The sequence below is a fragment of the Ruoffia tabacinasalis genome, from assembly GCF_005864045.1.
Lineage (GTDB): Bacteria > Bacillota > Bacilli > Lactobacillales > Aerococcaceae > Ruoffia > Ruoffia tabacinasalis.
Genome location: NZ_VBSP01000069.1, coordinates 1 through 8,124 on the forward strand (window position 1 = coordinate 1; position 8,124 = coordinate 8,124).

11 protein-coding genes are annotated in these 8,124 nt (G+C 37.8%); 2 read left to right on the top strand and 9 right to left on the bottom strand.

Going from position 1 to position 8,124, the window contains the following annotated elements:
- From FEZ33_RS11520 to FEZ33_RS11545, 6 genes are all read right to left on the bottom strand, one after another.
- On the bottom strand, positions 1-662 hold a 662-nt coding region (locus tag FEZ33_RS11520), incomplete at its 3' end, for a Mu transposase domain-containing protein (protein WP_138405519.1).
- A gap of 187 nt (positions 663-849) precedes the next feature.
- The gene (locus FEZ33_RS11525) at positions 850-1,545 is read right to left on the bottom strand and encodes a hypothetical protein (RefSeq protein ID WP_138405520.1); all 696 of its coding nucleotides are present in this window, start codon (positions 1,543-1,545) and stop codon (positions 850-852) included.
- Positions 1,546-1,568: 23 nt separating this feature from the next.
- Positions 1,569-2,420 carry an ATP-binding cassette domain-containing protein gene (locus FEZ33_RS11530; RefSeq protein ID WP_138405521.1) on the bottom strand — a complete coding sequence of 284 codons (852 nt, stop codon included), beginning with the start codon at positions 2,418-2,420 and terminating at the stop codon, positions 1,569-1,571.
- Positions 2,420-2,770 carry a GntR family transcriptional regulator gene (locus tag FEZ33_RS11535; protein ID WP_138405522.1) on the bottom strand — a complete coding sequence of 117 codons (351 nt, stop codon included), beginning with the start codon at positions 2,768-2,770 and terminating at the stop codon, positions 2,420-2,422. Before FEZ33_RS11535 ends, FEZ33_RS11530 begins: the two co-directional genes overlap by 1 nt.
- A 171-nt stretch (positions 2,771-2,941) precedes the next feature.
- Positions 2,942-3,133, bottom strand: a complete 192-nt coding sequence (locus FEZ33_RS11540; protein WP_138405523.1) for a hypothetical protein — start codon at positions 3,131-3,133, stop codon at positions 2,942-2,944.
- Positions 3,130-3,513 carry an ATP-binding protein gene (locus FEZ33_RS11545; protein WP_235888842.1) on the bottom strand — a complete coding sequence of 128 codons (384 nt, stop codon included), beginning with the start codon at positions 3,511-3,513 and terminating at the stop codon, positions 3,130-3,132. Before FEZ33_RS11545 ends, FEZ33_RS11540 begins: the two co-directional genes overlap by 4 nt.
- Before the next feature lie 83 nt (positions 3,514-3,596).
- Between FEZ33_RS11545 and istA (FEZ33_RS11550) the strand changes: the two genes are divergently transcribed.
- Both istA (FEZ33_RS11550) and istB read left to right on the top strand, forming a co-directional pair.
- Entirely contained in the window at positions 3,597-5,057 is a 1,461-nt protein-coding gene (gene istA / locus FEZ33_RS11550) for an IS21 family transposase (protein WP_171031392.1), read from the top strand.
- Positions 5,057-5,806, top strand: coding sequence for an IS21-like element helper ATPase IstB (gene istB, locus FEZ33_RS11555; protein ID WP_138405526.1), 750 nt, complete (start codon positions 5,057-5,059; stop codon positions 5,804-5,806). Before istA (FEZ33_RS11550) ends, istB begins: the two co-directional genes overlap by 1 nt.
- On the opposite strand, the gene FEZ33_RS11560 is transcribed toward istB, so the two are convergent.
- The 3 genes from FEZ33_RS11560 to FEZ33_RS12635 form a co-directional block, all read right to left on the bottom strand.
- A complete protein-coding gene (locus FEZ33_RS11560) occupies positions 5,801-6,283 on the bottom strand; it encodes an ATP-binding protein (protein WP_138405527.1) in 483 nt (160 codons plus the stop codon). The two genes, istB and FEZ33_RS11560, sit on opposite strands and share 6 nt — an antisense overlap.
- On the bottom strand, positions 6,280-7,836 hold the full coding sequence (gene istA, locus FEZ33_RS11565; protein ID WP_138405528.1) for an IS21 family transposase: 1,557 nt from the start codon (positions 7,834-7,836) through the stop codon (positions 6,280-6,282). The genes FEZ33_RS11560 and istA (FEZ33_RS11565) overlap by 4 nt, the downstream gene beginning before the upstream one ends.
- Positions 7,837-7,898: 62 nt before the next feature.
- Positions 7,899-8,124, bottom strand: a 226-nt coding sequence (locus tag FEZ33_RS12635; protein ID WP_212746709.1) for a hypothetical protein, incomplete at its 5' end; no start/stop codon positions are given.

An 8,124-nucleotide genomic window follows, 5' to 3' on the forward strand; every position in this document is an offset into this window, starting at 1 on the left:
ATATACAATCGATGATTCTGAGGCATATGTTCTTTTAAGGTAGAGAACTGTCCGTATTTTCCATATAATGTTTGATGAGAAGCTGCTCTTATGTGATTAAAATAGATTTCAATTGTACTGTCTGAAATTTTCACATCTACTTCCTTACCTATTAGTTCATAAGGGACAGAATAAAACATACTGTGAATAGAGATATGGTAGTCTGGACGTACTTTAGCGGTACGCCATTCAGACATTCGATAAGGAGTGGCTGGGAGAGGAGAAAGTGCGAATTTCTCTTCTTCTAAAAAGGCAGACCATCTGGAACCATTTCGGTTCTGGAAGGGTCTGTTATTTAAATAGTCTAACTTTTTCAAGATTTCATCGTTCAATTCTTCAATTGAGAAAAACTTCATGTTCCTTAAACCTTGAATAATCCATGTGGACACAATATTTACTGAACCCTCTACACTCGCCTTATCTTTAGGGGAACGAACGCGTGTGGGTAAAATAACTGTGTTATAGTGGTCAGCCATCTCTGCATAAGTCTTATTTAAGATAAGTTCTTTACTCGTATGTTTAGTAACGCCTGTCTTCAAATTATCAGGCACAAGGATTTGTGGTGTTCCTTCAAAAAATTCGAAGGTATGCTGATGAAGTCGAATCCAAGACGGTAAATCCATGCGATAAGAACCTTCTATGAGTACGGCGATGGATTTCGTCCACTAGTGCGGAACTTTCGTCCAGTAAATGCGGAGTAATCGTCCACTAAGTGCGGAAAGCATCGTCCATTCTGCTAATTTATCGAAGAAACCAAAATAAAACTTCCCACAAAGAATCTCTCCTTGTGGGAAGTTAAAGGGATTAAGTTTAGTCTTGCACTTCTATTTTACTTACCATTAAGCAGTAGATACCTATTAAAACAGTAATTACCATAGACATAAATAATTCTGTGTTATTCATAATGAATTCAATAACATTTAGTAATTGATCGATTAGAAAGGTACTATCAGCCACACTATAAGAAACCCCTGCTACAAGACCAAAAAGAGAACCTAAAAACACAAAGGGAATCAGTACTTTTACTTTAAAACGGTAAACAGCTAGCATTATAATTACTAACGCTAATGTTATGATCAATTCGAATGCAATAGTAGTAAAAGAGAAATATTCAACAATAAGCTGTGAAAAATAAGTACTCGTTGAACCAGTCCATGGAATTTCTGTTAGACCATTTGCGAATGACATTATCAGAGTTACCAAAATATAAGTTACAATTTGAATGATAAAATAGGACGTTCTTGAAATACCAACTCGTAGAGAAGTATCAAAAGATGTGAATCCATCGAAAACCGGGTAAAGGATGCCTAAAAAAGTAAATGGGAAAAATAAAAATGTCAGTAACGCTAACCATGTAGGCTGAGTCGTCATTATCGAGTAAAATTCAGGTCCTTCGACTAATAAAGCAATGAGCCAAAACAAGGCGTGTATTCCATACATAAATAATGCTGCGTATAAATAAGTTCTTTTAATGTTAAAAAAGTGTAATTTGAGTGTTCGTTTCATAATATCCTCCTTAAAATTTAATCTTATTTTTCAACCAGTGCATTGAACAGACTTTGTAGATCTAGTGACTCGACTTCGCCACCTTGGTTTCTTATTCTCTGAATTTCTTCATTAGACAAGTCGTCATAAATCGTCTGTTCAACACTCGAACCGAATGTCGTTTCTTTAATAATATTTTTATTCTCTAATCGTGCATTCTTAACTAGATGAGAATTCGCTTGAATATTATCTAAGGTATCTTCGATTAATACGCCCGCGTCTTTTAAAATAACCACATCTGTTAAATAATTTTCAATTTCTTGAATTAAGTGAGTCGATAGCATAAACATTCTTGGATGCTCGGCATAGTCTTCCATCATAAAGTGAAAGAAGTTTTGACGATTGACAGAATCCAAGCCATTTGTTGGCTCATCTAAAATTGTAACTGGTGCTCTTGAAGCAAGGCCTAATGTATTTTGAACAAGGGTTTGATTACCCGTTGATAATTTACTAAACTTAGTTTTCAACTTAATATCAAAGTTATCTAATAAAGACTCAGCATATTGTCTATCAAATGTTTCATACATCAAGTCATATACTTTTAAAATGTCTTTTATTTTACCTTGAAAAAGCGAATTGTACTGATTAATTTCTCCACCTACATACAGGATATCTTTTAACTTATCATTATTATTTTTGACAGGTGAGCCATTTATCTCTACATCACCCTCATAATTCGTAATCATGTTGAATATGATTTTCATTAATGTTGTCTTTCCAACTCCATTACGTCCTAGGATTCCATAGACGCCTTCTGGATTATTAAAATCAATCGCAATTCTATCTAAAACTAGATTCTTGCCATATTTTTTCGTAATATTTTTTACTGTCAACATCAATAGTCACTCCTTATTTTCTCGATTAACTCTTCTTTACTGATATTTAATTGCTTGGCTTCTTTTAAAAATTCTTTTAATAAATTTTCAGTGAAGTACTCTTTCCGTTTATTGATAATGATACTTCTGGCTTCTTCTGTTACAAACATACCTAGTCCGCGTTTTTTATATAGTATGCCTTGATCCACTAGTTCATTTAATCCTTTTCCAGCAGTCGCCGGATTCACATTCATTGATTTTGAAAACTCATTAGTTGATGGGACTTTATCATCAATCGATAAGCGGTCGTTAATAATCTCATTTTCAATAAAGAGGGAAATTTGTAAATAGATTGGAACATTGGACTCCATATCAGCACCTCCAATTATATTTAGTGCATAGGTTAGTTGGTGCACCAACTAACCTATGCACTAAATGTACAGGACACAAATATAAATTACAAGTTTTTTATTTATGAACATAAAATAAAAAGAACAGAGCCCATCATGAGCTCTGTTCTTACTTCTAAAAAGTAAAATAATTTATTCGTATTCTTTTAAAGCTTGTTCAAGAAACTTAATGGCCAAATTAACCATCTCGTCAGCCGAAGGCTTATTTTCTTCGTCTAAGTAATAGGGTAATAGTAATGAGGATAGATTCAAGTCAATATCTTCCGCAAGGTGTCGTCTAAAGTAAAAAAGAGCGATTCGAGTTTCAACTTCAATTGGAATCATTTAGTGCCCTCCAAACCATGACGCTCTCGCATAGATACTTCACCATCAACTAATATTTGGTGAGAATTGTGTTTGATTCGATCTAGAATCGCGTCGGCTAACTGAGTATGTTTAATCTTCTCATGCCAACCTTCAGGTGAAAATTGTGAACAGAATATGGTAGAAGTTTGTTTTAATCGTGCTTCAATAATCTCAAATACATGGACACTATCTTCTAAAGATAAATCCATCAGTAGCCATTCATCAATGATAAGTAGTTCAATTTTCGTATACTTTTTAATCAGCTTACGATAGGAACCATCAGCCTCATATTTCGCTAAAGCTAACTCGTCAATTAATTCTTGTTTGTTGTATTCTAAAAGTGGTCCATTATTCAGCAAGTTGCCGTTGAAAATGGGGCCACTTATTTTTATGCTTACCATACATGATTAAATGGATGGAGGCAGAAGGAGTGATTAGGAGAATGAAACAATTTGATGTTATCTCAAGATATCGCCAAGGTGAGTCCTATCGGCATATCGCAAGAGAGTTAGGAATCGATCGCAAGACGGTGAAGGCCATTTGTGATCGATATAAGAAAGGCATTGACGCTTTGAATTCCAGTAAGAGTGAACAAGAAGTGGAAGAAGCAACCGAACAGCTTGTTTTAACTCGGTCGTATGACAGTTCCAAGCGAAGAACACGGGCGTATACTCCTGCAGTAGAAGCACGGATGAAAGAATTATATCAACAAGAATTGAAAAAGAATAAACGGTTAGGCCCGCATAAACAAGCATTAACCGCGATCGCTGTGCATGAGCTTCTCGCTGAAGAAGGTCATCCCATTGGTTACCGTACCGTCGCCCATTACTGGCGGCAGTTGAAACAAAAAACGAGAGAAGCCTTTATTCGCCAAGAGTATCCTTTAGGTTACCGTGTGGAATTTGATTTTGGGGAAGTCAAACTGGAAATCGCCGGCAAGGTTCGCACTTACCACTTAGCAGTGTTTGCGAGTCCAGCCTCTGATTTTTATTGGGCCTATTTATATACGAATCAGAAACAAGATGTTTTTCAAGAGGCCCATGTTCAATTCTTTGAGATGGTGGGAGGGGTCTATCAGGAAGTGGTTTATGATAATATGCGCAATGTCGTCACGCGCTTTATTGGCCGGTCTGAAAAAGAACTCAATGAATCGCTGATCAAATTGTCTCTCTATTACGGCTTTGAAATTAATGTGACTAATTGTTTTAGCGGCCATGAGAAAGGGACGGTAGAAGGTCGAGTTAAACATATTCGCCGGCAATGTTTCAGTAAATCTTACCAATTTTCATCCACAGAAGCTGCCCGAGACCATTTAACGCAGCAGTTAATACGACTGAATCAAAAGAGTCAGATTGTTGAGGAAAAGCAATACCTACTGACCTACCGTCCGCCCTTTGAATTAGCCGAAATGGTTCAATGCCGCGTCAATAAATATAGTATTATCCAGTATGAAACCAATGCTTATTCGGTCCCCGATTATTTGGTGGGGCATACCGTGCAATTAAAAGTGTATCCGGAGTATTTTGTGGTTTATGCCAACCACGAGGAAGTCTGTCGGCATAAAAAAATAGAGGGTTCCCATCAGTATCAGCTTGACATATACCACTACCTCAAGACGTTGATGAAAAAACCGGGAGCGTTAAAACACTCCTTGGTGCTCAAACACTCGCCCGATTTGAAAGCCCTCTATGCCCTATATTATAAAGAAAGACCTCGTGAATTCCTAGATAAATTAGACCAGTATCAGGCCTTACCTAAGGAGCAATTAATGGCACAACTTTCCCAAACGGCTTCTGATAAAAGCTCAAGGTCCCTTTCACAAGAAGCTGAAGCCATTACAGAGGCAATTGAAGCGGATTGGCAACGGCTCAATGTCATCTATGGATTGGAGCGTGTGAAGTAATGTCGATTGAAGAAGCAGCCAGAGAATTAAAATTAGCCTATATTCGTGAACATTCCCAACGCTACCTGACAGAAGCCAAACAGCGGGGATTAAACTTAGAAGAGGCCCTCAACGAATTATTGTGGGAAGAGGTCGCGCAGCGACGTGAGCGGAGCCATCAACGGCGAATCAACCAGGCTAAGTTTCATCAGAAGAAGTATCTAGCGGATTTCGATGACAGTGTGTTTGAAGAACAGCCACGCAAGCAGCTACGGGAGTTAACCTCACTGGAATTTATTAAACGGAAAGAAAATGCGATCTTAATTGGGAATCCAGGCACCGGCAAGACGCATTTTAGTATTGGGATTGGTATAGAAGCCTGTTTACAAGGTATGAGTGTTCAGTTCGTTAATGCGCCTAACTTAGTGATTCAATTGAAAGAAGCGGTCACCCAGAGTCAGTTTGTCCGTTTTAAACGCCGTTTTGAAAGTGTTGATTTGGTTATTATCGATGAATTAGGCTACTTGTCTTTTGATGAAGCGGGCGCTGAGCTCTTATTCAATTTACTATCGAACCGGAACGATGAAGGATCGATTATGATCACCACTAACTTAACCTTTGATCGATGGCAAGAATGTTTTAAAGATGCCACTTTAACTGGGGCTTTAGTGGACCGATTAGCCTATCAAGCGAATGTCATCGATATGCGAGGTGAAAGTTACCGCATTAAACAAACGAGTACATGGATTGAGTCACTAACAACGTCATAAGTTGCCGCCAAGTGGTCCGTTTTTGAATAGCAAGGTGGACCATTTTTCAGTTGACATTAACAATTCTGGGAGACGAATGTATTTTACTTTTCTAAATTGACGACAGGCTTGAATACCGAAGGCATTGGCGATCCAGGTTTTTCCATTTCCAGAAGCACCCATTAAGATAATATTTTGGTGATTTTCAATATATCCTCCTTGCGCGAGTTTAGAAATAAGGTTTTTATCGAGGTGGCGATCTGGATAGTATTCGATCCCTTCAATAGAGGCATTTGGCTCACTAAATGTTGCTTGTTGAATTAAACGATCTAATTTATTCGATTTACGACGGGCAGATTCAGCGTCTACTAATAACTCAAATCGTTCCTCGAATCCTAAGGATTGGATAGATTCATCGCTTGTCTGTTGTTCATATAAGTCCGCCATTCCGCTTAATCGCATAGCTTTTAACTTTTCAAGTGTTTGTTCATTTCTCATTTATTTTTTCCTCCAAAATAGGCTGCACCGCGGACAAATCCATATTTGCTATCCGTTTGCTCCTCTATAATTGATGCTTTCGAATCAGTATTTAAAGCTTTCTTGCGTTTCTTTGCACGACTGAGAATGGATTTTAGTAATGAGTTTGTGGGCTCTTTTGCGACAGACATCAATGTGTGGCAGCCAGCTTCTAACTCTTCTAACGAAGATTTAGAGGCTATATTTCTTAATGTAGCGAGTAATTTCAGGGCTTTCTTTTCAACGTTATTGGAAAGAATATAATCGACATAGTCGTAAGTGCTTGGGCCAATATCCTCTGCCCATAATAAATTTTCTTTGGGAGTATGAGTTAAATAACGACGGTGATTATCAGGCATATGATCGATATTTGAAGAGTATTGACCAATGTCGCCTCGAAGTCGTTTATGAGATGCAATTCGATGTTCATTGAAGTACACTTCTATTAGGTTATCAGTTATTCTTACTTCTACTTCGTCATTGACATATTCATAAGGGACGGAATAAAACATACGCTCCACCTGAATATGGTAATCTAATTGGACTTTAGATATCCGCCATTGAGACTGTGTAAAGCGCGGGTGACGAAGGGAACCTAAGAACGGAAGTTCTTCTTCCTGAAAGACTGTAGACCTTGAACCAGGTCTTTTTTGAAAAGCTTCTTGATTCAATACTTGCGTCTTTTCAGAAATTGCCTGGTTCAATTCTTTTAAACTAAAGAACGTTTCATTTCGCAAGGCGGCGATGACTTGACGACTAATAAAGCCGACGTTTCCTTCAACCGAGGATTTGTCTTTTGGAGCCCTTACACGTGCTGGGACAATCGTAAAACGATAATAGTCACTTAATTGTCTATAACCTTCATTTAAAAGTGGCTCGGAGTAATCTGTTTTTGTCACACCTGTTCTTAAATTATCTGAAACGACCGTTTCAGGTACCCCTTGAAAAAATTCTAAGGCATGAATATGAGCGGTCAACCAGTTATCTGTTTTCATGTCATAAAAGCCTTCAACATAGCTATATTGACTGAATGGCCAGGTGGCCACGAAGATGTAGACTTTGATATCTTCTCCATTCTCACTATTTTTAACGGACAAGGTGCTACCAGCCCAATCCACTTCTAAGATTTCACCGGGTTTGCGATGTATAGGCATGGTTAGTTTATATTTCTTACCGTAGTGTCCATATTTCTCGCAAAATGTTCGATAAGCGTAGGGCATTTTGTTTTGAATCTTTGCCTCCTGTTCATACTCTTTATGCAAAAGTTTGAGTGTTACATTCTTTTTGAGCAGTTCTTTATGGATATAATCCCAGTCTGGATCGTAATATCCACGTTGATTCGCACTTTTCTCGGGAAAGAGATAATCTTCCAACCAAGGATTATTCATCTCTTTAGATAATTCTTCTAAGCCTTTGGCTTTTGCTTGATTCACCACCTCTCTAATTTTGTCTCTTGAATGCCCCGTACTGGAAGAGATTGTTCGTTGAGAAATCCCTTGTAGATGCATTTCAAGAATCTTATGATAATTGATCATAAAAATAACCTCCTGTAACTTATTTGTATGAAAACTCATACATAAAATAAGTATACAGAAGGTTATACAATTGGACGATTATTTTCGCACTTGGTGGACTTTTTGCTCGCATACAGTGGACGAAAGTTCCGCACTGGTGGACGATTCCTAATGCCGTATTCACCTTCTACGTAAAACATTTGAGAACAAGGTAAAGTAGCGATAAATATATACACCTTTCTATTTTCACCCGTATCAGGATCAATAACTGACAACGTCTGACCTGCCCAATCAACCTCCAATATTTCT

Bases quoted from the DNA above. Each gene is read 5' to 3' on its own strand.
- istA (WP_171031392.1), top strand. From the start codon at position 3,597: ATGAAACAATTTGATGTTATCTCAAGATATCGCCAAGGTGAGTCCTAT.
- istB (WP_138405526.1), top strand. From the start codon at position 5,057: ATGTCGATTGAAGAAGCAGCCAGAGAATTAAAATTAGCCTATATTCGT.
- FEZ33_RS11560 (WP_138405527.1), bottom strand. From the start codon at position 6,283: ATGAGAAATGAACAAACACTTGAAAAGTTAAAAGCTATGCGATTAAGC.
- FEZ33_RS11525 (WP_138405520.1), bottom strand. From the start codon at position 1,545: ATGAAACGAACACTCAAATTACACTTTTTTAACATTAAAAGAACTTAT.
- istA (WP_138405528.1), bottom strand. From the start codon at position 7,836: ATGATCAATTATCATAAGATTCTTGAAATGCATCTACAAGGGATTTCT.
- FEZ33_RS11535 (WP_138405522.1), bottom strand. From the start codon at position 2,770: ATGGAGTCCAATGTTCCAATCTATTTACAAATTTCCCTCTTTATTGAA.
- FEZ33_RS11540 (WP_138405523.1), bottom strand. From the start codon at position 3,133: ATGATTCCAATTGAAGTTGAAACTCGAATCGCTCTTTTTTACTTTAGA.
- FEZ33_RS11530 (WP_138405521.1), bottom strand. From the start codon at position 2,420: ATGTTGACAGTAAAAAATATTACGAAAAAATATGGCAAGAATCTAGTT.